At 56.4% G+C, this 22,560-nt stretch carries 21 protein-coding genes and 1 pseudogene; 10 read left to right on the forward strand and 12 right to left on the reverse strand.

Translation table 11 applies throughout. The features are described 5' to 3' along the window. Positions 1-60: 60 nt before the first annotated feature. From AAEO81_RS11785 to AAEO81_RS11800, 4 genes are all read left to right on the forward strand, one after another. Complete coding sequence (locus tag AAEO81_RS11785) at positions 61-510, forward strand: GNAT family N-acetyltransferase (RefSeq protein ID WP_166595029.1); 450 nt, start codon at positions 61-63, stop codon at positions 508-510. 4 nt (positions 511-514) lie between these two features. Continuing rightward, positions 515-1,144: an NAD(P)H-dependent oxidoreductase gene (locus AAEO81_RS11790; protein ID WP_341963791.1), complete on the forward strand. Its 630-nt coding sequence runs from the start codon at positions 515-517 to the stop codon at positions 1,142-1,144. Then, positions 1,137-1,883 carry an NAD(P)-dependent oxidoreductase gene (locus AAEO81_RS11795; RefSeq protein ID WP_341963792.1) on the forward strand — a complete coding sequence of 249 codons (747 nt, stop codon included), beginning with the start codon at positions 1,137-1,139 and terminating at the stop codon, positions 1,881-1,883. Before AAEO81_RS11790 ends, AAEO81_RS11795 begins: the two co-directional genes overlap by 8 nt. Positions 1,884-1,956: 73 nt before the next feature. After that, on the forward strand, positions 1,957-3,021 hold the full coding sequence (locus AAEO81_RS11800) for a hypothetical protein (RefSeq protein ID WP_341963793.1): 1,065 nt from the start codon (positions 1,957-1,959) through the stop codon (positions 3,019-3,021). A 59-nt stretch (positions 3,022-3,080) separates the two neighbouring features. Here AAEO81_RS11800 and AAEO81_RS11805 read toward each other — a convergent pair whose 3' ends face one another. The 3 genes from AAEO81_RS11805 to AAEO81_RS11815 form a co-directional block, all read right to left on the reverse strand. Continuing rightward, the gene (locus AAEO81_RS11805; RefSeq protein WP_341963794.1) at positions 3,081-3,401 is read right to left on the reverse strand and encodes an antibiotic biosynthesis monooxygenase; all 321 of its coding nucleotides are present in this window, start codon (positions 3,399-3,401) and stop codon (positions 3,081-3,083) included. Between the two features lie 149 nt (positions 3,402-3,550). Continuing rightward, positions 3,551-5,038, reverse strand: coding sequence for a PLP-dependent aminotransferase family protein (locus AAEO81_RS11810; RefSeq protein ID WP_341963795.1), 1,488 nt, complete (start codon positions 5,036-5,038; stop codon positions 3,551-3,553). Positions 5,039-5,280: 242 nt separating this feature from the next. Further along, entirely contained in the window at positions 5,281-5,496 is a 216-nt protein-coding gene (locus tag AAEO81_RS11815; RefSeq protein WP_341963796.1) for a co-regulatory protein PtrA N-terminal domain-containing protein, read from the reverse strand. 384 nt (positions 5,497-5,880) lie between these two features. Between AAEO81_RS11815 and AAEO81_RS11820 the strand changes: the two genes are divergently transcribed. Both AAEO81_RS11820 and AAEO81_RS11825 read left to right on the forward strand, forming a co-directional pair. Beyond that, entirely contained in the window at positions 5,881-6,120 is a 240-nt protein-coding gene (locus AAEO81_RS11820; protein ID WP_341963797.1) for an STN domain-containing protein, read from the forward strand. Positions 6,121-6,375: 255 nt separating this feature from the next. Beyond that, the gene (locus AAEO81_RS11825) at positions 6,376-8,358 is read left to right on the forward strand and encodes a methyl-accepting chemotaxis protein (protein WP_341963798.1); all 1,983 of its coding nucleotides are present in this window, start codon (positions 6,376-6,378) and stop codon (positions 8,356-8,358) included. A gap of 104 nt (positions 8,359-8,462) precedes the next feature. On the opposite strand, the gene AAEO81_RS11830 is transcribed toward AAEO81_RS11825, so the two are convergent. The 3 genes from AAEO81_RS11830 to AAEO81_RS11840 all read right to left on the reverse strand — a co-directional run bounded on the left by AAEO81_RS11830 (position 8,463) and on the right by AAEO81_RS11840 (position 11,865). After that, positions 8,463-9,950: a PhoPQ-activated protein PqaA family protein gene (locus tag AAEO81_RS11830; protein WP_341963799.1), complete on the reverse strand. Its 1,488-nt coding sequence runs from the start codon at positions 9,948-9,950 to the stop codon at positions 8,463-8,465. A gap of 11 nt (positions 9,951-9,961) precedes the next feature. Beyond that, positions 9,962-10,462, reverse strand: a complete 501-nt coding sequence (locus tag AAEO81_RS11835) for an MEKHLA domain-containing protein (protein WP_341963800.1) — start codon at positions 10,460-10,462, stop codon at positions 9,962-9,964. Between the two features lie 425 nt (positions 10,463-10,887). Beyond that, positions 10,888-11,865: a dipeptidase gene (locus AAEO81_RS11840; RefSeq protein ID WP_166595038.1), complete on the reverse strand. Its 978-nt coding sequence runs from the start codon at positions 11,863-11,865 to the stop codon at positions 10,888-10,890. A 184-nt stretch (positions 11,866-12,049) separates the two neighbouring features. On the opposite strand from AAEO81_RS11840, the gene AAEO81_RS11845 reads away from it, so the two are divergent. From AAEO81_RS11845 to AAEO81_RS11855, 3 genes are all read left to right on the forward strand, one after another. Beyond that, on the forward strand, positions 12,050-12,616 hold the full coding sequence (locus AAEO81_RS11845) for a LuxR C-terminal-related transcriptional regulator (RefSeq protein ID WP_341963801.1): 567 nt from the start codon (positions 12,050-12,052) through the stop codon (positions 12,614-12,616). 212 nt (positions 12,617-12,828) lie between these two features. After that, the gene (locus AAEO81_RS11850; protein ID WP_166595040.1) at positions 12,829-13,005 is read left to right on the forward strand and encodes a hypothetical protein; all 177 of its coding nucleotides are present in this window, start codon (positions 12,829-12,831) and stop codon (positions 13,003-13,005) included. 232 nt (positions 13,006-13,237) lie between these two features. Continuing rightward, entirely contained in the window at positions 13,238-14,542 is a 1,305-nt protein-coding gene (locus AAEO81_RS11855; RefSeq protein ID WP_341964523.1) for an OprD family porin, read from the forward strand. A gap of 115 nt (positions 14,543-14,657) precedes the next feature. Here the strand turns inward: AAEO81_RS11855 and AAEO81_RS11860 are convergent. Then, positions 14,658-16,278, reverse strand: a pseudogene (locus tag AAEO81_RS11860) (methyl-accepting chemotaxis protein). Positions 16,279-17,125: 847 nt separating this feature from the next. On the opposite strand from AAEO81_RS11860, the gene AAEO81_RS11865 reads away from it, so the two are divergent. Continuing rightward, complete coding sequence (locus AAEO81_RS11865) at positions 17,126-17,866, forward strand: SDR family oxidoreductase (RefSeq protein WP_341963802.1); 741 nt, start codon at positions 17,126-17,128, stop codon at positions 17,864-17,866. Between the two features lie 119 nt (positions 17,867-17,985). Here AAEO81_RS11865 and AAEO81_RS11870 read toward each other — a convergent pair whose 3' ends face one another. The 5 genes from AAEO81_RS11870 to AAEO81_RS11890 form a co-directional block, all read right to left on the reverse strand. Then, positions 17,986-18,459, reverse strand: coding sequence for a hypothetical protein (locus tag AAEO81_RS11870; protein WP_341963803.1), 474 nt, complete (start codon positions 18,457-18,459; stop codon positions 17,986-17,988). A 460-nt stretch (positions 18,460-18,919) separates the two neighbouring features. Then, positions 18,920-19,717 carry a PepSY-associated TM helix domain-containing protein gene (locus tag AAEO81_RS11875; RefSeq protein WP_341963804.1) on the reverse strand — a complete coding sequence of 266 codons (798 nt, stop codon included), beginning with the start codon at positions 19,715-19,717 and terminating at the stop codon, positions 18,920-18,922. After that, on the reverse strand, positions 19,611-20,276 hold the full coding sequence (locus AAEO81_RS11880; protein WP_341963806.1) for a PepSY domain-containing protein: 666 nt from the start codon (positions 20,274-20,276) through the stop codon (positions 19,611-19,613). The genes AAEO81_RS11875 and AAEO81_RS11880 overlap by 107 nt, the downstream gene beginning before the upstream one ends. 122 nt (positions 20,277-20,398) lie before the next feature. Then, positions 20,399-20,800 carry a DoxX family protein gene (locus AAEO81_RS11885; RefSeq protein WP_341963807.1) on the reverse strand — a complete coding sequence of 134 codons (402 nt, stop codon included), beginning with the start codon at positions 20,798-20,800 and terminating at the stop codon, positions 20,399-20,401. A gap of 141 nt (positions 20,801-20,941) precedes the next feature. Then, complete coding sequence (locus AAEO81_RS11890; protein ID WP_341963808.1) at positions 20,942-22,192, reverse strand: alpha/beta fold hydrolase; 1,251 nt, start codon at positions 22,190-22,192, stop codon at positions 20,942-20,944. Positions 22,193-22,560 lie beyond the last annotated feature (368 nt).

The raw sequence follows: 22,560 nt of genomic DNA on the forward strand, positions 1-22,560 counted from the left end.
CCTGTAGAGTAAGTCATCAGCCTTCTAAAGTGTAACCACACACGATAGAAGAGGCCGATCATGGAATCACAAGTGGATTTGAGAAAATTCTCCACGCCAGAAGAGCTAGAGACTTGCTTCGATGTCATGAAGCAATTGCGGCCCCATCTGGTCTCCCCCCAATCGTTCATCGAACAGGTGCAGCGTCAGTTCACCGCAGGGTATGAGCTGCTTGGCGGGGTGCAGGGCGAAACGGTCATAGGCCTCGTGGGCTATCGCGAAATGGAGAACTTGCTCTACGGTCGATTCATCTACGTCGATGATCTCGTTGTGGACGCTTCAATTCGGCAGATGGGGCTTGGCGCGCAGTTACTGGACGCTGCTAGAGAACAAGCGAAAGCGCGCGGGTGTGCGCATTTTGTTCTGGATACGGGCCTGCACATGGCGTTGGCTCAGCGCTTCTATTTCCGCGAAGGGCTGCTGGCGCGAGGCATGCATTTCGTCGAGCCACTCAATGTGCCAAGAGGATGACTGAATGAACAACTTGCTCGTCATCAGTTGCAGCCCTAAAGGCGCGAAGTCCCCCGGCGACCAACTGGCCAAGGAAATGATTGAGGGGTTGCGTCGCGCTACCCCGGAACTTTCCGTTTCGACACTGGATCTGGTCGCCAACCCGGTGTCACCGATCAGCGATGCCTATGCCCAAGCCATTATCAGTGGGGCCAGCAACGATGACCCGGCACTCGCCGAATCCGAGCGTTTGATCACCCAACTGGAGCGATGTGACGCGTTGGTCATTACGACGCCCATCCACAATTTCACGCTGCCAGCGGCATTGAAGCTGTGGGTCGACAACGTGGTGCGCGCGCGCCGTACGTTTACGGCCGGCCCCAGCGGAAAGGTGGGGTTGCTAAAGGACAGACCCGTATACGTCGTCATCTCGTCCGGTGGCGTGCATCGCGGGCCAGCCGCCAGCCAGCCCGAATTCATCACCGCCTACTTGCGTCACGTCCTGGGCTGCGTCGGCTTGCTGGATGTGCATTTTATCCATCTGCAGGCAATGGCTGCTGGCCCTCAGTACGTCTCGGCCTCAATCGCGGATGCCCGGCGCCAGTTCAGCGAAACTCCCCTATTTTCAAACCTGGAGGCACTCCTCAATGAGTAAAAATATTTTTCTGGCAGGCGCTACCGGTGTGATTGGAAGTACCTTGGTCAAGCTGCTCGTGGACGACGGTTATACGGTGTTCGGCAGCACTCGGCGCGAAGATCGAGCGGACTACCTTCGCGCTCTCGGTGCCGAGCCGGTCGTGGTGGACGTGTTCGACCGTGAGAAGCTGTGTGACGCGCTGATTCAGATCAAGCCCTCGGCAGTCGTGCATCAACTCACCGATCTTCCCCGCGGGCTCGACCCTGCTCAGATGGCAGCGGCCATTGCCCGAAACGCCAGAGTGCGAACTGAAGGTACAGGCAATCTGATCGCGGCCATGCTTGAGTCTGGATGCGAGAGTATCGTCGCTCAAAGCATCGCCTGGGCCTATGCGCCGGCCACGAAACCCTACGAAGAAGACGCCGAACTGGACATCAACGCCGAAGGCTTGCGACAGGTGAGTGTCGGCGGCATCGTCGCCCTTGAACAGCAAGTGCTGCACACGCCGCAGATTCATGGCGCCGTACTGCGCTATGGCCATTTGTACGGACCGGGCACCGGCACGGACCAGCCTTCGGGGGCCAGCCCGCTTCATGTGGAAGCCGCTGCCTACGCGGCGTTGCTGGCATTGCGGCTGAACGTCCGGGGCGTGTTCAACGTCGCCGAGGAAAACGCCGAAGTGACCAGCGAAAAAGCCCGACGAGTGCTGGGCTGGGTTCCCGAACTTCGCTTGTCCCATGCGCTGTCTGTCCAATAACGATCCATCAGAGTGCCCGCCAAAAACGGGCATCACTGACGCATGTACAGGCTTCAGTCACAGGAAAACCTTTATGTTCAACACATCACGGCTGAACGTGGCCAGCGCCGCGGTCGCCGATGGATTATCCATAAAAGCCAAAGGCACGATCGGCATTTGCGCAATCAGCGCAGCGCTGTACCCCTGGTTGCTGGACGTTTTTCATTGGGCTGTCACGATGGAGAACGGGGAGGGCGTCAATGGTTCGCTTTCCGCCCCAAATACTGGCATTGCCACGTTGATGCTCATCGCGGCATTTGCAGTGCCGCTGACCTGTCTGGCCATGGCAGGTCGCGCCCTGGAAAGTGAGTCGGATGCCAGGGCCCGCCGATTCGCTTTGCTGGCCATGACGGCACCGACGGCTTATGTCTTCTTCGGGGTCGTGACTTACATGCTCGGAAGCAAGATCCCTGATACATGGATGTGGACGCCGATTTGGCTGCTCATCGGGTATCGGGTGATGACCTTGAAAGCGTCCGCTTCCGCTGCTCAGACGAAGCCCTCGCCGCAGCTAAGGGTTGCCCACGGCATTGCCGGTACTGTCGCTGCACTCTATGTCTTGTTTCACGTTACCAATCATTTGTTCGGGCTCGTAGGACCCGATGCACACGCGGCGGTCATGGATGTCGGGCGCACCGTGTACCGCTCCACGTTCATAGAACCTGTGTTGGTGGCGGTGATGCTGTTCCAGATCGGTTCCGGGCTGCGATTGGCCTGGACATGGAGCGATAGCTCGGGCGATCCCTACCGTATTTATCAGATCGCTTCCGGCGTGTTCATGTCGGTGTTCATTCTCGGGCATATGAACTCGGTGTTTATTTTTGCGCGAACTTATCTGGGCATCCCGACAGATTGGGCATTTGCGGCAGGCCTGCCGACCGGTCTGATTCACGATCCGTGGAATATTCGCTTATTGCCCCATTACGCGTTGGGCGTGTTTTTCGTATTGACCCATCTTGTATCAGGTCTGCGGGTGGTGCTCTTGGCGCATGACGTGGCTGAATCGAAAGCCAACCGAGTCTGGTGGGCAGGGGCAGGCATCAGTTCGATGGTCGCGACAGCGATCATGTGTGGGATGACCGGTTTGCGCCTGGCATAACGTTTGATCGCCTGACGTTTCAGCGCTGGCCTTACAGAAACCAAGAGCCTCTGTTCATGTCACGATGAACGAGGCTCTTTTTTATTGGGTTCAAACACGGTGTGATGAAAACTCAGGCTGCGCACGGTGTTTGATTCGAGCAGCGTTGAAAACGTCTGTAGCGCAGGATTAAGAAAGTGACTGTTCATGCAACCCGGGCAACTCCAGTGCCCCGTCACCACTAATAACTCTGGTTGGCTTTTACTTTCAACAGCCCCGTAAGACAGGCAGCCTGACTGAGCGTGAAAGTGTTCAGTCATTTCTGATAACACACTAAGAACATGGGCTGTCTGGCCAGGTTTTGCCTTGACGGTCACCGTATTAATGGCGGCAATTCGCATGTGAATTCTCCGAGGGCTCGTGAGTGTTGTCTTTCAACGCTCGCCGCGTTGCGACGACCTGTTCAGATTACGCGTATAGACGTCCGATACCACTTCCAATCGCCACAAAACACACGGGTCCAATGCCTATGTTTGATGGGGGTTGGCGGTCACGATTTATAGGTCGGTAATGAAGGGTTTTCGCCCAGTTTGTCGTGACTCTGACGAAAGGGCGTTTGCAGCAGCTCCTGTAAGCGATCGAAGGCGGGGTCGATATCCATTGTTTCAATAGCACCAAATCCCAGTAATAAGCCCGGCTGGGGTTCGGCCTGGTAATAATAGCGTTCGATTGAATACAACCCGATGCCGGACTGAAAGGCACGCTCAATCAAATAGTTCACATCCATGCCGGTTTTGAATCGCGCGGCGATATGTAATCCTGCTGTCGTGGGAATAACATCGAGCCAGGGTGCAAGATCGTTTTCCAGCCGGTTCAGAATGCGCTGTCGGCGGTTGGCGTAGATCGCGTGGCATCGCCTTACATGTTTCAGCAGGCCGCCGTCGGCAATGAATCGCGTGAGCGCCCATTGGGGGATCGTGGACGTGTGCCAGTCTGAAATGAGTTTCGCTTTAATGACCGCGCCAATGATCGAAGGTGGCAGGACGGCGTAGCCGATGCGCAATTCGGGCAGCATCGTCTTGGAGAACGTACCGACAAATGCAACGAGACCGTATTCGTCCATCGTTTTCAGCGAGTCGGTCGGACGCCCTTCGTATCGGAACTCGCTGTCGTAGTCATCTTCGATGATCAAGGCACCCAGTTCGCGGGCGCGCTCAAGTAATGCTCGTCTGCGCGCCATGCTCATAGGCATGCCCAGTGGAAACTGATGTGCGGGGGTTACGTAGATCAGTTGAGTGCCGTCGGGGATCAGGTCGGCTCTGATGCCTTCATCGTCTACAGGTACGCCCACTACCATGGCCCCATGGGAGGCGAAAAGACGACGCGCAGGGGGGTAGCCGGGGTCTTCGACGGCCACGACGGTGCCGGGCTCAAGGACGACGCGGGCAATCAGGTCCAATGCCTGTTGAGTGCCGTTGCAGACGACAATGTCGCTGAGCAGACACGTCAAACCCCGAGAAAATGCGATGTATTGCGCGATCGCATGGCGTAAAGGCGGAATGCCTTCAGGTCGGTTGTAGGAACCCGCTGTCGTTTGAATTCGCCGCAGCGCGTAATTGACACAACGTCGCCATTCATCTTGGGGGAATGCACCGATATGCGTCGCGCCGCCCACAAAGTTGATGTCAGGGGTGCCTACCAGAGAATGGTCCGAGGGAGGCGCCGGGATGCGTTCCCAGCGCTCGATGATCGTGGCGCTCGCAAGCTGGGTTGCGATGAGTGGGTTGGGGCGCTTGCAGGGCGACGCGCTGACAAACGTCCCCTTCCCGACGACGCCGGTCACATAACTTTCATAGGTCAGCTGGGTGTACGTGTCTGAGACCGTCTTTCGGGAGATATTGAGTTGCTGAGCAAGTAGGCGACTGGGCGGGAGCTGAGACCCCGGCGCCAGGCGCCCGTTTTCTATCGCGTTCTTAAGTTGCTCATAAAGTTGCTCAGACAGCTTCTTTCGCCCCTGAATGACGACATGTAATTCCACTGTGTGCCTCTCATGAATAGACTGGAACGAGCGTCAGACTACCTCACGCACGAGAAGCATTGGCGTGGTACAGCGATATTCTCCTGTTTAGGGACAGTCATCCGTTTTTAGGCGTTGAGACAGCCACGGGCAGTGGATAGAGGGCGTCGTTGACGCACGCTCTTGATTATCTCAACAGTATCCAGTGTCACCCGGTTGTCGTGACACTGTGTTTGTCAAGATATCCTCCGGTTGTTGCTTAGTTAGCATTTATCCTTATGGGAAGTCTCTGTCTTGTCGGGTGTCTTATCGCTGATCGTCGGGGTTGTCGCATCGGACTGCGCTTTTTGTTTTGCCTCCATCGCGGCGTTTCTCAGCGACTCCATTCGCTCGAATACCGTATCGCCACCGCCTTCTGCATGGCTGTAAGCACTCACACTCGACAATATCATGAGCATTGCAATCATTGATTTTTTCACGGAACACCTCGTAGGGTTAAATACATTTCGTTATCGATGCTAAGTCAACCGCGGGGGCGATTGAATATCCAATCCGTGAAAAAAGTTACGATCCAGGTGGCCACGTTCATTATCGGTAGGCACGAGTTGGTCTACTCATTTTCGTAAAAATTGGAGATGTTTATGCGTGATAAAAATCTATAGGCTTCGCCCGGTTTTTAACAGTTCACGTCGTCCGTAGCGGTGGCTGTTACGCCACTGACGTCACATTTAACGAAGGGCGGCGGTTTTATGTTTCAGCGAGCGGGGCTGTTAATTTGCGCGGTGTTGGGGGCTTCGATGCTTTTGGATTCTTGCTCACCTGAGCTGACTCACCCTCCCGGGCACGATGCAGCGCCCACCGCCATGATCCGTTTCGATGTTCCGCAAGGCGATCTCGGTGCGGCGGTGCTCCGTTTTGGAGAGCAGGCTGGCGTGTGCCTCGCCTTTGATCCCGAGATGACTCGCGGGAAAACCACGCAGGGGCTGTCTGGCACCTATGCCGTGTCGGTCGCGCTGCGCATGTTGGTGAAAGATTCAGGCTTGCATGTCGTGCTGCTTTCCGGGTCCCGTTACCGCCTCGAACCGTCGGGTTCGGCGCTTTGAGAGCCAGCTCCTTTGACGCCTCCCCTGAATCGAGAACGTGGCCCGCGAACCACGCTGTAGATGCCGTGCAGAGGCGAGCTGCCACCGTTTCCAAACCCAAAGAAAGCCACGTCGCCTGACCCCGCTGTTGCGAAGCGAGGGCGATGGACATTGACGCGCTATCCCATGCATTCCCTCCCATGACTCCCGTCAGCGTCAGTCGATGAAAACCTCAAATCCGACGGCGTAAACCTCAACCTTGTTTCGAGAGCTGATATGTCTCAACGCACCCTGCTTTTCAAGCTGTTCTGGACGGCATTAACCGGCACTCTGGGGGTGCTTGTTCTGTTGATAGGCTCGATTGCCTATCTGTCGTATGGCACCTCCCTCAAGGAAAATGCCGAGCGGGTCGACGCTACCGTCAAGACCAACGTCGCTCAGGTCGAAACGCAATTCGGGGTGGGCTGGACGGTTGCCGAGTCAGTGGCCAGTGCCGCGCTGGCGATGCATCGGGCTCAAGTGAGCCGGCAGGCTGCGGATGAAGTGACGCACCAGATATTCGAATCCAATCCACAGTTGTTGGGGTTGGGGCATTACTGGGAGCCGGACGCCTTTGATGGCAAGGATGCGGAGTTCGTCAATCACCCGGGTCATGATTCCACGGGCCGATATGTCGTGTACTGGAACCGGTCCAGTGGCCGCGTAGGCTCGGAGCCGCTGGTCAACTATGTGCCGGAAGGACCTGATAACCAGTATTACTACCGGCCGCTGCGCACGCGCGAAGCATGGGCAACCGACCCGTACGCGTACAGCACCACCAGCGGTCAGCAACTGATGATGGTGTCCATCATGATCCCGTTGATCGAAAACGGGAAAGCCATCGGTACCGCAGGCGTGGACATTCCCCTGTCGGGCATCACCCAACAATTGGCGAAGATCGATCTTTTCAACGGCTACGGGGCGTTGATTTCAACCGACGGGTTGTACGCCAGTCATCCTGACTCAGCCCGTTGGGGCAAGCAGGCCGACAACATACCGGAAGCCGCGCGGGAGGCCATCAAGGCAGGGCAGCATTACGCATTTCAGCGTGATGGGTGGGAGTACGTGCTGGAACCTGTGCGGATCGGCAAATCACCCAATCAGTGGTCCCTGATGGTGGCGTACCCGATTGAAGTCGCGATGGCCGGCATTCACCATTTCCTGGTGACTGCAATGTTCGTCGGTCTCGGCGGCCTGCTGATACTTGCGCTTGCGCTGTGGATCGTCTTGCGTTGGCAGATTCGCCCGCTGTCGACACTGACCGTAGGCATACAGGGGTGGCAAGGTCACCTGGGGTTGCGTTTCCAGGCGAGCAGTCAGGATGAAACCGGACGCCTGGCCACCGCATTCAATCAGTTCATCAGTCGTCTCGGCGTGCTCGTCAGCGCGATTCGAGAAGGCAGCACTGTGCTCCTTCAGACCTCTGATCTGTTGAATACCACCACCACGTCTGTCGCGGAGCGCGCCACCGTACAACACACCGCCACGGAAGAAATGGGACAGGGCGTCGCTGCACTTGCGCAGTCGGTCAGCGAGGTCTCCCATCAAGCGGAGGACATGGAAAGCGTGGCACGTGATACCGAAACCCTGACGTCGAAGATGTCAGCTGAAATGGCACTCACCGTTGCAGGCATCACGCACATCGATCACACCATGGACACCGTCGCGCAGACTGTCGAGGGGCTGGAAAGGCGTTCGCAGGATATTGCGGGCATCATCGCCGTTATTCGAAGCATTGCGGATCAGACGAATCTGTTGGCGTTGAATGCCGCCATTGAAGCCGCCCGTGCCGGAGAGCATGGCAGGGGGTTTGCGGTGGTGGCCGACGAGGTCCGGCAACTGGCGGAGCGCACGAGCGGTTCAACCCGTGAGATCGGTGTCATGATCGGTGCGATTGGCGAAGACGTGAAAAACACGGTCGCGAATGTCAGCGAAGTGAGGCATGCCGTCAGCGACGGCGTGACGCAGTTGAACGCCTCGGCCGAAGGGGTGGAGCAGGTCGGTCAGCACATTCAGAACATGCTGCTGCGCATCAGCGAGGTCGCGCGCCAGACCCAAAGTCAGGCGGCGACAGGGGAGCAACTGTCGATGGCAGTGCAGGGGATCAGCCGTGTGTCGGAGCAGAATGACGCTGCCATCCGCACATTGCTCGAACAGTCTCATCAGTTGCGCCATCAGGCGAGCTCGCTGGAACTTCAACTGGCTGAGTTCAGGGACTGAGAGCGGGAAGCATCCAGGGGTCGTCCGCTTGCCGCGGCCGCCCCTGTCAGCCGAGATCTCCGGCTTCGTACAAAAATGCTCAGCCGGGATTTGCGTACCGGGGGCTATCTTCCCGGCAATGTCTGACAGGCGCCACCGCTGGACGGTGGCGCCTGCTCGGGAAATTTCCCCTGTGGCGTGATGAACGCCGGTGTCGTGGCGATAAAGCCGTCCTTATAGGTCGCTTCGATGAAGGACGCCCGCCATCCGCCAGACTCTTCCGGGATTTTCACAGACAATATTTTGCCATCGGCAGTCGCTTCCACCACTTCTGCGCTATATCGAACACCGCACGCATAGCGAAAGTCCCGTGCCGATGAATTTTCTGCGCTCCACAACTTGAGTTGACTCGGCTTTTCAGAGAACTGCACCTGTATGAACTGTTCATGACCTTTGGAAACCAGTCGTGCGTCAAGGTCGGGGAGTGTGGCGTTTCTCTGCAGGCGGTTGAGCAGGCTGATCAACGCCGGTGTGCTGACATTCCGAATGCCTGCGTGATCGGAGTTGGGCACCAGCCGGAGCGCTTTTTCGCCAGGAAGACGGTGGTAATAACGGCGTGCGTTGTCTGGCACGAAGAAGTCGTCACCGCTGGCGTTTATCAAATACTTGGGGATGGAAAGCCTGCTTCGATAGCGGGTATTGGCGTATTGAGAAGGGTCCTGGATCTGCATGAGACTGGCGAACGCATCCGTGTCGATCTTTTCGGTAATCCCCTCCGCATAGTAGGGCGCGAACGCGATAGGCCAGTTTCCGCCGTAGCTTCGGTAAATGTGTTTGAAGGTGGCTTTGGTATCGAACAAGTCGGTCACGAGCGGGGCGATCGCGACCACTCGGCGGTCGGCGATTGAAGTGAGCCAGGCCGTCCAGCCACGTTTTGAGGCGCCTGAAAGGATGAACTGATCGACCGCCCAGGGTTTGAGTTCAGCTTGTGCCAGGTCCATGGTGCGCGAGACCGCCGCCACCATCGGTACCTGCAGAGGCAACGTCGCACGTTGCCGAGGATTTTCCATGAACAGGCGCCAGCTTTGTGCCGCGCTGACATCCTCTCGCGAGGGCGGGTTCGTGCCCAGTGTCAAGAATTGGTTAGGGATGTTGCTGACTGCGACAACGATGGTGTGAGTGCTTCGTGCGATCTCTGCAAGTTGTTCCTGGCTGAAATCATTGGCAGGAAACGGTTGCTGGTTGCCAGACACGTGGTTGGTTCCGTTGCTGACGATCAGCAGCGCTTTGCGACGAATTGCGTGGTCGGGGATGTACAGATCAACGTCGTGCGACCATTGCGCCGGAGAGACGATGTCGCCGGGGGACCACTCCTGGGAGGTGAGTTGAAAGCTGTTCAGGCTGACGCCAGGCAGCTCCGTGCTGCCTTTTTTCTGGTAGATCAAAGGTTGGCTGGCGATGTGCTTGACGTAACACGGCAACACCGATGTGTCGCTCGATTCTGACGGTTTGGCGCATTGCGTTCCGATGGCGGTGTCTGCCAGACAGGCAGTGATGGGGGCGGTCAGGCACAGCGCGAGAGAGGCCCTGACCAGTCGTGCGGAAGTTTTCATGAGGAGGTTATCTATCTAGGGTCAATTTGGATGATTCTTGCGACAGTGTCCGGATGCGGCCAGAACAGCGCCGCTTGCCCGAGACGTGTGCCTGTTTCGTCCCGCACCTCCCAGACGATGCCGTCGTAAATCATGAAAGCGTGGCCATACCGGTCTACGCGATAGCCCGTGTATCCGGAGGCAACGCCTTGGGTTTCGACGATGTTCAGAAGCGCTTGGCGAGCCTCCCGATCAACGCTCGATGCGCTGAACCTGGACGGCATGCCGCAAAAAATCTCTCGGCTGTATTTGAAGCAACGCAGTGCACACTCATTGCCGTATGTGAAAACCGGGTCCTTATCATTGTTGTGAAACACCAGGCTATAGGGTGCTTCTCGGTGGATCCACGCTGCGCGAGAGTGGGGATCAATCAGCGGACACGGAAGATGCTTACCCGTCCAGTGCCGGTAGGTACTGTCCAGAAGGTTCAAGGTGGCGACCAGTACTGGATCTTCTTCTGCCATGGCGTTCATCTACGCTGTCTCCATTACCCTGCGGCATTCCCATGATGTGGAATTCAAGCGGGTGGTGCGTTGGCGGATATAACGTCACTCGCTCAAGCCGTGACATTGACGACCGACGAGGCTAGCGGAAGGGGTAGGGGGGTTAAACGGCCAATTTCCGTTTTTACGTCGAGCCAAAGTCAGGCGAAGGCTTTACAAAACCTTCGCTCACTTCGTCTTCCCGGGCGGAATTCGGGGAGGAGGGAGGGGGCACTGTCTGGTGTCGCGGTGTATGGAGGTCGGGTGACAGTGGAGTTATCACTGGACAACTCCACCCCCGCTTGTGAGAAGGCAGGCACGGTCGAACGGCTACTGTTTCCAATGGGCTCGACTGCCACGCATCCGGCGCCAGGACGCGGTTGGCAAGGGCGCTGCGAATGTGGCGGTCAGGCGGATCACTCCCCCCAAACGTCCTTGAGGACATTGAGCCAGTTACCCCCCATGATTTTGCCGACCACGCGCTCGGAATGCCCACGCTTGAGCAACGTCTCCGTCAGATTCGGGAACTCGCCTATCGTGCGCAACCCCAGTGGGTTGATGACTTTGCCAAAGTTTGTCAGGCGCCGCGCGTAGCCCTTGTCGTGAGTCAAGTATTCGAAAAACTCATGACCGTGCCCCTGCGTGAAATCAGTGCCGATACCGATGGCATCTTCACCCACGATGTTCATGGTGTACTCGATGGCTTCGGCATAATCATCCACCGTGGAGTCGATACCTTTCGCCATGAAGGGCGCGAAATGGGTCACCCCGACAAACCCACCATGGTCAGCAATGAACCTGAGTTCTTCGTCTGACTTGTTGCGCGGGTGCTGCTTGAGCCCCGTAGGCAAACAGTGGGAATAACAGACCGGCTTCTTCGATGCCAGGATCACCTCTTCACTGGTCTTAGGGCCCACGTGGGACAGGTCGCACATGATGCCAACGCGGTTCATCTCGGCAACGACCTCATGCCCAAAACCCGAAAGGCCGCCATCGCGCTCATAACACCCGGTACCCACCAGATTCTGCGTGTTGTAGCACATCTGTACGATACCGACGCCCAGTTGCTTGAAGATATCCACGTAACCCAATTGATCTTCAAAGGCATAAGTATTTTGAAAACCAAAGAAAATGCCTGTCTTTCCAGTGGCCTTGGCTTCGAGGATGTCGGCGGTAGTGCGTACCGGCAACACCAAGTCGCTATTGTCCCGCATAAGTTTCTGGTTGGCGGCAATGCAGTCGACGGTCGCTTTAAACCCCTCCCAGACTGACACGGTACAGTTCGCGGCCGTTACCCCGCCTTTGCGCATGTCCTCGAACAGCGCTCTGTTCCATTTCGCAATGATCAACCCATCAATGATGATGCTGTCATTGTGTAATGCCTGTGCACTCATACATTCGCTCCGTTATTTTGGAATGGCAGGGGAATCCAGCTTGCTCTTTCTGAGCCAAACACTTGTCGCAATAATATTTCTGATGCGATCATAGGTCCCACCGCAAGGGTGTTCCATGTTTTCCAGTCACCTAGGTGATTGATGAGGTCCCTGGACCCTTAATGCATCACGTCAGGAGAATAAGATGGAAGTTGAAGCCTTGGCGTCCAATTCAGACCTGCTCCTGCATCACCTTCCCATCGCTGTAATCATTGCCAGCCATCGAAAGATCATACGGTGTAATGCCTTTGCGTTGGAGATGTTTCGCGCAACTTCCGAACAGGTCATTGGCGCGTCGTTTGAAGTGCTCTACCCGGAACGCAAGGACTTCGAAGTGGCGGCTCAACATTTTGGTCCGCTGTTGTCGAGGCACATCAATTTTCAAGAGGATCGGCTAATGCGTCGCCTGGACGGCACGCATTTCTGGGCAACGGTGAGAGGCTACGGCTTCAACGCCCATGCTCCGTATGAATTGGCGACCTGGGTATTCACGGACGTCCCTGACGGTGAACAAACCCAACGGGACCAGCGGGTCATTCTCACCGCGCGCGAAAGGGACGTTGCAGCCCTCATGGTTGACGGGTTGACGAGCAAGGAGGCTGCCAGGCGCCTGGCTATCAGTCCCCGCACGGTGGACATTCACCGCTGTAATCTATTGAAAAAATACGGTGTGAACACAACGGCTGAATTAGTGAAGCGTGTCATCCGATAACGCTTATACAGCAAGATTCGCAGGTCGCGAGCCGAAGGCTTGACGACAGATGCCAAGGTTATAGTTCTCGCCTTTAGTTCAAGTCGATTCGCGTGTCAATATCAAATTTCGCAAGGATCATTCACCTCATTATCGTTTGATGCTGGGCGTGATTTCTTTTTAAAGTTGCGCACCGTTATCAGACTTGCTACTGCAAGAAGGTTCAGATCAACATGTTTAAACTTCTCAGTGTCACCGGTGCTGTTATTGCACTTACAGTGATGGCGTCCGTCAGTGTTCGCGCCGAAGAGTCACAAGCATTTGTCGCACGCAATGCCCAACTCGACGCCGATCGCCACGACCATGCGCAAACCCTTGACGATAACGTCGCCAGTCGAGAACAAAAATAGCGCCGTTTTGCTATTGCCCTGTAGACGGTATCAGCGCACGTTCGCGCTTGACGCGAATGTCGCAGACTACCGTCACCTGAAGTCCCCACCTTTCAAATTAAAGCCGCTGCAGATGCGGCGTGAAGTGCATCAATAATAACAATACGGCGACGGCACCCAAGCGTCGCCAGTCGAATCAAAGAGGATGTTCATTGTGAAAGTTCACTACCCGCTTCGTAAGCTGTTCGTGGCGATGTCCGCCACAGCGTCCGTGACGGCTTATGCCGGTGACGATCAAGCTGCGGAGGCTGGATTCGTTGAGGGTGCCTCACTGACCGTTGACTTGAAAAACTATTATTTCAATCACGATCGACACAATGGCCAACAGGACAGTAAAGAGTGGGCCCAAGGATTCATCGGCGTGTTCCAGTCAGGGTTTACCCAGGGACCTGTGGGTTTTGGCGTGGACGCTATCGCAACCCTGGGGGTGAAACTGGACGGTGGCGGTGGGAGCGGTGGTTCATCCATTCTGCCGACCACAGCCCCCAATCCTGCCAAAGATAATCTCTACGGCAAAGCGCCGGACTCCTTCTCGTCGGCGGGTGGCGCAGTCAAGATGAAAGCGTTCGACACCGTGCTGAAGGCGGGTGACATGTTGCTCAACAATCCTGTGATTGCCGGTGGGGCTACGCGCATGCTGCCGATGACCTTTCGCGGGGTCAGTTTGACCAACAACAGCATCGACCATCTCATCCTGGACGCGGGTCAAGTGAGCTTCAACAAACTGTTCAATCAGAGTGGGAACAGTCGGCTGGGCACCTATTACGGTACGTTGCCCGACGGCCAAAAAAGCCAGCATATGAGCTGGATGGGCGCCTCGTACAACGGTGTTCCGGGGATGACGACGAGCCTTTACGCTTCGCAACTCAAAGACATCTGGAGCCAGTACTACTACGACCTGGATTACGTCTGGCAGGTGAGCGAGCAACTGAGCCTGAATCCCGGCTTTCACTACTATCACACACAGGACAGCGGCAAGGCCCTCTACGGCAGTATCAACAACAACACCTTCAGCGTGCATTTAGGCATGACGTTAGAAAACCAGACGCTGATCGCCTCGATGCAAAAGGTCAATGGCAATACCCCCTTCGACTACATTCTGGACGGCGACAGCATTTACCTGGACAACTCGCAGCAGTGGTCGGACTTCAACGCCCCCGGCGAAAAATCCTGGAAACTGCAATACATCTATGACTTCGCTGGCTGGGGGCTTTCAGGACTTACCTCATCGATTTCCTACATTCGCGGCACGATGGATCTGACCAAGGCAACCACCGCTGTCGATTCCGGCTACAGCTACTACAACCCCGATGGCCGAGATGCCAAGCATTGGGAGCGTGACGCAGACATCAAATACACCGTGAAAGGGGGTGCCGCGAAAAATCTGTCAGTGCGTCTGCGCTGGGCGACTAACCGCGGCGGTGACGGGTATAAGGCGGTCGATCACAACGCGGATGAATACCGGGTGATCGTGGACTATCCCATTAATATCTTCTGAGTTGCCTCGGTTCGGTCTTTGCGCCACTGATTTTTTGCATGGCTGTTGTCCTGAGGTATCCCCGAGTGTTCGGACCGATAATCTCCTCGCATCCAATCCGAACACTCATGGGTGCCTAGACGCGAAACTGCTCAAGCAACTGGCTCAGTTGGCTGGAGACTTGATCGAGATGGTGACTGGCGACATTAGCCGCTTCGGCTGTCTGTGCAGTGTCACGCGCCAGGCCGGCGGTCTGGGAAATGTTCTGATTGATCTCCTCGACCACATTCGCCTGCTGCAATGTTGCGCTGGCGATCGAGACGTTCAGCCCACTGAGATTGCGCAGCGCCCCCGCTATCCGGTCCAGGCTCGCACCCGCCGCGCGGGATTGCTCCACGGTCAATCGGGCGGCCTCACTGCTTTGATTGATGACGGTCACGGCGGCGCTCGATTTGGCCTGCAGCGACTCGATCATGGTCTGGATTTCAGACGTCGACTGCTGCGTTCGTTGGGCCAATAAGCGCACCTCGTCCGCCACGACCGCGAAGCCTCGACCCTGTTCTCCTGCACGCGCGGCTTCGATCGCAGCATTGAGTGCCAACAGATTGGTCTGCTCCGCGATCGTACGAATCACCTCCAATACGCTCCCGATTTGCGTACTGCCCTCAGCCAGTGTCTGGATGTCTGCCACGGCTTGCACAATGATCGTGGACAGCTCTTCGACCACCGATGCTGACCAGGCCGTGGTCAGCCTGCTGCTCAGCACTGCGCACTTCGCTTGAAGCTTGTTCTGCGTTTTTCGCGACGTCCTGGACGCTATAGGCGACCTCGTTGACTGCCGTTGCAACCCGTTCCATCTGCTGTGATTGCTGACCGAATTGCTGGCGTGCCGCACTGGAGCTTTCTTTCAACGAACGCGCCGAGTGCGTCAGGATTTGCGCAGACTCCAACATTTGCGCGATGACCTCGCGCAGCTTGGCCACAAACCCATTGAAGGAAATGGCCAATCCTGTCAGCTCGTCATTGCCGCCTACTTCAAGCTGGGCCCTCAGGTCGCTTTCACCGCTGGCAATGTTCGCCATGGCCTGGACAGTCTGTCGAAGGGGGGGAGAAATACTTCGCACGATCAAGCTGATCGTGGCCGTCAACAACAAAGCGATCAGCACACAGATCGCAACCGTCGTCATCAATTCCGCACGAAACTGCGCTTTGATGTCATCCATGTAAACGCCGGTACCCAACACCCAACCCCACGGTTCGAAAAGTGCGACATAGGAGACTTTTTCTACCGGCTCTTCGAATCCCTGTTTCTTCCATCTGTAGCCAACGGTTCCGGAACCGTGCTCTTTGATGACCCGCGACATTTCAACGTTGAACAGAAAGCCGTCGCTGTCTTTCAATCCAGTCAGGTCCTGTCCTTCCAGTTGGGTATTGACCGGATTCATTAACATGATCCGGTCCAGGGTCTGAATGAAAAAATATTCCTGGCCCGCATACCGCAAGCCGCGAACGACTTGCTTTGCCTGTTCCTGCGCTTGTTCACGGCTCAGCCCGGAAGCTTGCTCCAGGTCATGAAAGTATCTGAATACCCCTTGGGTGTTCTCTACGGCGTTGCGGATTTGCTGCACTCTTTCGGTGTAGAGATTGCTGTAACTCCTGACCAGCATCAGCGTTGCCAATGCAACCAACATCACCAGAGACACAACGAGAATCAACCAGAGTCGACGGGTAATAGGGATATTTCGTAGCGTTCGCATGATGAACTCCGCAGGATTCAGAAAGGCGATGCAAGGGGAGAGGGCTTCGAGAGGGCAAGCGCAACCTGAGTGGCTGACCAGTGCACATCCCGCGCGTCATGAACGGTTTAAGTGGATGCAGTGAGCGCCCCCCTTTTATTACTCAAAGCAAAGGGGCCCCGGTGCCAAGCAATGGAAAGCCTTGGCAGGCTTGTAGAGGCGTAGCTCTTTGAGAGGAAGACGCGGGCGCAGATCGATACCGATGAACCGCTCATGAGGGGCCTTATTATTATGTTCGGTCATCTGACTCACCTGACGCACCGCAGAACGCATCAACTTGGTGAGGTGTTATGGGATAAGCGGGTGAATCGTTTCGAGGGGCCGTACAACCCTTAATCCGACCCTGAAGACCTCTTTATTAAAAACGTTCAGGCGAATGTCGAGTAATGACATTTTGCGATTCAACCATGCCTGAATTCATATGCCTCTTTAAGCCCCGTCAGAACCCGACAGTGCAACGCTGTTGCTCGCCTTGGCATTGGATCAACGTAAAAGCTGAAATTGGTCATTTAATCCATCCATGGCTTCCACTAGCCTCGTGCGGCGTCCTGACGACCTGACGCATCGCCTTTATCTATACGCGGCCTCATCCCACGAACTTCCCCTCAGGCGACTAGGTATTCATGACCTGCGGGCGGGTGATCGATCATGGTCAAAAAGACATAGAGCGTTGTCATTAGGACATTGTTTTGGCAAGTCAAAATGACTCTCAATGTTCGTAAGATTCTGATAATCAACGTTATTAATTTTTGGCACGGTATCTGTAATGCGTTGCTCGGTTTAAGGGCTAACACAAAAGGAAAACGATATGAGTGAGTTCGATAAACGATTGGCTGTGGTCACAGGCGCAAGTTCCGGGATCGGCTTGGCGGTCACGGAGCGCCTGTTGGATGAAGGTTCGACGGTTATTGCCATGGCGCGGCGCGTCGGCGGACTTGAACTTTTGCAGGAAAAATATTCAACCCGCTTACACCGGCTAAAAGGGGATGTCACCCAGGCCAGTGATCTGGAGCGGTTGGCGGGAATGGCTCGGGAACTCGGGCCTGTGGACTTTATCGTCCCGAACGCCGGCATCGCGATGTTGGCTCAAGGGACCGATACGGCTGCGTTTGATCGATTGTGGGAGGTCAATGGCGCCGCTGCCTTGAACACGGTGGCGGCCTTGAGAGAGCAACTGACCAAGCCGGCGAGCGTTGTATTCATCGGCACGTTTCTGTCGCGATTGGCGTTCCCCGGACTTGCCGGATATATCGCGTCCAAAACAGCGTTGATCAGTCACGCACGGACCCTGGCGGTCGAACTGGCCGCCAGCGATATTCGCGTGAATATCGTTTCTCCCGGCCCTACCGCGACGCCTATCTGGGGTTCCCTGGGGCTTGGCAATGTCGAGCTGTCGGAAGTCGCCAGTGCCGTGAATAGTCGGCTACTCGATGGGAAGTTTCTTGAGCCGCATGCGGTTGCTGATGTGATCCTGTGGCTGTTATCCGCCGGCTCGCGAAGCATTTACGGTCAAGAGATCGTGGTGGACGGCGGATACACCCTGCGCTGAAGGGCCTTGGGAGTCACCGCTCGGTGACTCCTCTCCCTCAGAGGCCGAAGGCGCGCGATCTGCGCGTCAGCTGGGGCGCGGCGCCGATGAGCGCTACCGCAGATCACCCCATCTTTTGTTTACTTCATGCCTACAAGGCCCTTCGCCAAGGCCCGGTCTTTGGCATCGAGGTTGTGTGAGCTCATGCGCGTGTTGAGTGCGTTCTGGGCGTCGGACATCGCGGATTCCATGATCTGCAACTCGGCAATGGCGGCTTGCCGGCGAGACTTTTTAGTATCTTCGGACAGCGAGTCATCTTGCATGATCTGTTGAATCTCGCGCTGTTTTTCCGCCATGCGCTCCTGCAACTTGCGGATGTTTTTCAGCGCTTCTTTGACATCTTCCGGCAGCGAGGCTTTGTCGATGTCGGCGTATTTGTCGTTCCCTGCCTTTCGCTTCCCGTCGCTGGAAATCTCGACCGTGAACGCTGGGCTGGCGCTATTGCTGTTGACCTGTGCGCTTATCGTCGCGTCGGTCCCGGGTGGGTTGGGTGTTACCACGGGAGTCTGCGATCTTGTGGGGCTGAGAGGCGGTAATGGGTAAGAGATTTTCATGTCACTGTCACCACGTATGATCAGTCGTTAATGAGTGGGTAAAGCAGCACTTCAAACTGTCACCTTTGCCCATACAGCCCGTTGTCCATGGGGATCATTCGAGCGACGTTGTGCCGTTCCTCTGGATGCTCGAAGACGCCATTCTGTCGCCGCTCGCTTGATCCATGCGAGCACGCGCCTGATGTACGCTCCCGTCCCATCCCAGCATCGTGACCCACAGCTCTTCGCCAACCTCGCGCGGGAACCTGAGCGTGACCGTTGCGCTCATCCGGTTGGGCGTTCCAGAAAATATTTCTGCAAGAGTGGGCGGGTCGCTGGATTTGCCGACATGAAGGTAAGTGGCCTTGACGTCATTGCGGCATTGTTCACCCAATGCCGCTGTGAAGCGTCTCACCTGTCCGCCGGAGACGTGTTCAGTCAGCGTCAGTGAGCAAAGGCCTGTGTCGATCTCCCCGAGGGTTTATCCGTCCGCGCGACCGTCGACGCGGTTCGCGAAGTCCGAAAAGTACGTCGGGATGAACGCCACAGGAATCAGTATCAACAGAACGTTCAGGTGAACGCGGTACGTGCGCCATGCTTGGCGCAGCGTCGAAAGCGGACGGCCTGACGCGTTGCTCGGAACAGAGTGGGTCATCGGGTTTCGTCCAATACGGGGGGGGGGCGCGATAGAAGGGCGGCGGAGGGCGCTGCGGTTGAGCAGGCTGGCTGTGGCTTTAACGGTACGTTTGCTCCAGATCAGCAGGCCGCTGAGTACCATCAGTGACAGAAGGATGCCAAAGAAACACCAAATCAGTTTGATCCACAGCCCACCGAAGTCGCCGGTATGAAGGGGTCGCATCATCTTGGCCAGGACTTCAAGGGGTGGGCGGTCACGCATGAGCCTGGAGATGGCGATTGCGCCGGTATAAGGGTTCATCGATACAGATTGGTAGATGAACGGGACCTTCCCCTGACCGCCAATGTCGAGGTAGTCGTACGCATGACGAGGCAGATTGATATAGCCGGGTTGAAAGCCTGGAATGCGTTTGCTGACGAGATGAATCGCCTGATCCGGGCTGAGCGGTTGGGGATAAGAACCGGCGGGCGTTTGAGGGACGTCGTTATCCGTCATCAGCGTCGATGCTGGCGGGTCGGGAAATTCAATGTGATGGTCACTCAGTACCGCCTGCACCAGAAACCAGGTCGCGGTGATTGCAATCAGCGCAACGAATCCCATCGACCACAGCCCGGCAAGCCGATGAAAGTCCCCCCAAAACACCCGCGCGCCATGGGCCAGCCGCGGCGCTTTGAAAAAAACCTCGCCAGAAGCGTTTGTAAACGACAACGCCTGTGACGACCGAGCCCATCAAGAGAACACCCAAGAATGAGACAGCGTACCAGCCCCAGCTGTAACCGTTGCTGAACGGAACCAGTAACCAGCCGTGCAGCGCTCGGGTGAATTTTTTGAAGTTGAAAGCCGGGCTTTCCCCCTGAATCAGACCTGTATAGGGATTCACATAGACTTCCGCCAGGCGCCCGTCGGAGTAGGACACCTGCATCGTGGCGGCGAAATGGGGTTCGTTGTGCGGGCGGATGGACTGCACGATCAGCCCGGGAGAGGCCTGCTTCATTTTTTCGATCATCTGGTCGTAGCTCATCAGCACCGCAGTGTCCGACGGCTTGGTGGCGCGGGCTTCCGGGTGCGTTAGCCAGACGATCTCCTCGCTGACGACAGCCAGCGTCCCAGTGACGCACACAAACAGTACGAAGAACCAGATCGGCAATGCCATCCAGCTGTGAATCAGAAACCAACGTCTGGAGCGGGATTTATCAGGCATTATCAGAAGCCTTTGCACGCGCAGGCCTGCAGCGACGCAACGATGCGTGAGTGATAACGTGGACACCCGGAACCGCGAGTGCCGGTACGGGAACGATCACGTGGTGGAGCCTGTCAGCGGATTCATGGCGTACCGGATCGTTTCAGTACGTAAATGCCGTCACCCAGAAGGGCCAGTGCCAAGGCAGTCAGTGCCAGAAACACCGGGTATTCCCAGCCGCCTTTCGGATTCGAAAAACTCCAGCCGTTGCCGAAATGAACCGTGGAGGCTACGAGTAGCTGCATGAACGCGATAGCAGCGATCCAGCGGGCATAAATACCCAAGATGAGCATCACCCCCGCGCCAATCTCAAAAGCAATGATCGGATACGCGAGAAACCCCGGAAAACCTACCCTTTGAAACAAGTCAGCGGTTCCGGCGGGGGTCAGCACCAAGAGCTTGGTCAAGCCGTGGGCAAGAAACATGGTGCCAAGAATCAAGCGCAGTAACAGTGCTGCGTACGGTCCACTACGGTTATCCATCATGACGTTCCTTCTATCGGTGAGTTCGGCTTTTCAGCGGCGGCACATGGACGTCCGACGCTCGAAAGCGCCCACCTGCGTGGGTGGCGGTGGGCAGATGCTCCAGGCAATGGTGATGGGGTCATCGTGCCTGGAGCGCTGACTTCAGTGCGTCGACTTGTGGCTATCCAGCCATTTGATGACATCGGTAGACGATCCGCCGGCGCTGGCCGGGGCGAGCACTGAGTAGTGGTCTTTGCCAGGGTAGAGTCGAAACTCTGCCTGAGTACCCGCGGCCCTGGCATTGCGCACGGCTTGGGTGGTGACTGCCGCTTTGATCGAAGGGTCATGATCGCCTTGCAGCAACAACATTGGCCCAGGGGTGTGCCCGCGCGGGACGCTCTGGGCATCCAACAGAGGCTGCAAGGCCAGCGCGGCTTCTGGACTCTGAGGGGTGAACTGGAAGTCGTTCAGCTTGTCACCGAGGTTCGCCGAGAAGTCTTGCCATATCTTGAACGTGCATTCCTTCTGGGTCTCAGGAAGCATCTTCAATGCCTGGCTCCCCAGGTAATCCTCGTATTTCAACTCCGGATGCTGGGTTTTCAGGCCTTGCAACGCCAGTAGGTAAAAGCCTCGGTCAACGGGTCCGGGCGAGCCGTAGTAGTAGGCCGCGCCGATATTTGTGACCGGAGCCAGGCCGACGGTCCCGCGGAAGTCGAGGCCTCGGCCCCAACTGCCGGACAATTCCCCGGCCGCGATGGCGGCTTGACCGCCTTGAGAGTGGCCTACCGAAAACCACGATTTAGAGAGTGCAGGCTCGGCGTGAAGACCTGCACGTACCGCATCGATCATGCCGCGCGCTTCACTGTCGGCGATGATGTAAGGGTGCTCCCCGGGCGTACCCAAACCTTCGTAATCGGTTGCAACGACGGCGTACCCGGCCTTGAGCAGTTCGGCGATAAATCCTCCGTAACCATAAAGATCGATTTTGCCGTCTTTGTTTTGCACCATCGAAGGGGCGCATTGATCATTGGTCCCTGATGATCCGTGGCCCCAAGACACCACGGGCCAGCCACCCTTTGGTGCTTTGCCCTTAGGCGTAAACAGCGCGCCGCTGACGACGATAGGATCGCCTTTGAGCGAGAAGGATCGATAGGTCATCTGATCAGCGCGCCCCGCCACGGCTGCCAGCGCGGGATCAAGATTGCCGATGGCATTGGATGAGAGCAGGTTGCCAGCTTCTTTAGGGGCCATCACGCGTTGAGACGCGCTCAGGGCCGGGGATGTCGCGTTAGCAGAACTCGCAGCAGGTTGCGTTGCAGCCATGGCGGAACCGCTGGCGAGTATCGCCCCCGTGATCGCCACGGCAAGGATCGTTCGCACATTGAAGTGATGCATTTTGGTTTTGAAGGTCATTTCAGTGGGTCTCCGTTTCCCACTAAATTGACCACTTAAAGGTTTAGAGAAAAGAACCAAAAAAAGCTTGAATCACTGTACTACCGAAAAACGCATCGACAGGCTGGGCGCGATACTGAGGCTCGCCCGAGGCGGTCAATCCATAAAATTGGCGCAATGCCGATATCTTTTGACTGTTTTCCAATGACGGCTTTTTGGAAATACGTCCCTAATGACGCGAATTTCCACGCGCCCCATGCCGTGGACCACGTCAACGAAAGACAAGCGAAGCGGGTCGGTGTGTATGCCGGGTATATCTAATGATCACGACATCAACAGCCTTGATCGTGGCGCACTCCCCAGAGAGGCAGGTGGCAGCGTGCAAGCCC

This window comes from Pseudomonas sp. RC10, from assembly GCF_038397775.1.
Classification (GTDB): Bacteria; Pseudomonadota; Gammaproteobacteria; order Pseudomonadales; family Pseudomonadaceae; genus Aquipseudomonas; species Aquipseudomonas bambusae.